The organism is Vibrio sp. T9, from assembly GCF_003123985.1.
GTDB classification, from domain to species: domain Bacteria; phylum Pseudomonadota; class Gammaproteobacteria; order Enterobacterales; family Vibrionaceae; genus Vibrio; species Vibrio diabolicus.
In genome coordinates, this window is sequence record NZ_NIGY01000191.1 from 1 (window position 1) to 293 (window position 293).

The following is a 293-nucleotide window of genomic DNA, read 5'->3' on the forward strand; positions in this document are numbered from 1 at the left end:
TCAGATCGATGAAGAAGTTCTTCGGCGGGATCACATAGCCGCCGGTGCCCTGGATCGGCTCGACGTAGAACGCGGCGTATTCGGCCTCACCGACCTTCGGATCCCACACGCCGTTGTATTCGGTTTCGAACAGGCGCTCGAACTGGCGCACGCAGGCGTCCGAATACTCTTCCGGCGTCATGCCCTTCGGGCGACGGAACGGATACGGGAACGGGATGAACTGTGCGCGCTCGCCGAAGTGGCCGAAGCGGCGACGGTAGCGGTAGCTGGAGGTGATCGACGACGCGCCGAGC

General features: G+C 63.5%; 1 protein-coding gene. It reads right to left on the reverse strand.

Translation table 11 applies throughout. The features are described from left to right. A partial coding sequence (locus CBX98_RS26050) for an aminotransferase class III-fold pyridoxal phosphate-dependent enzyme (RefSeq protein WP_146192948.1) occupies positions 1–293 on the reverse strand: 293 nt, incomplete at both ends.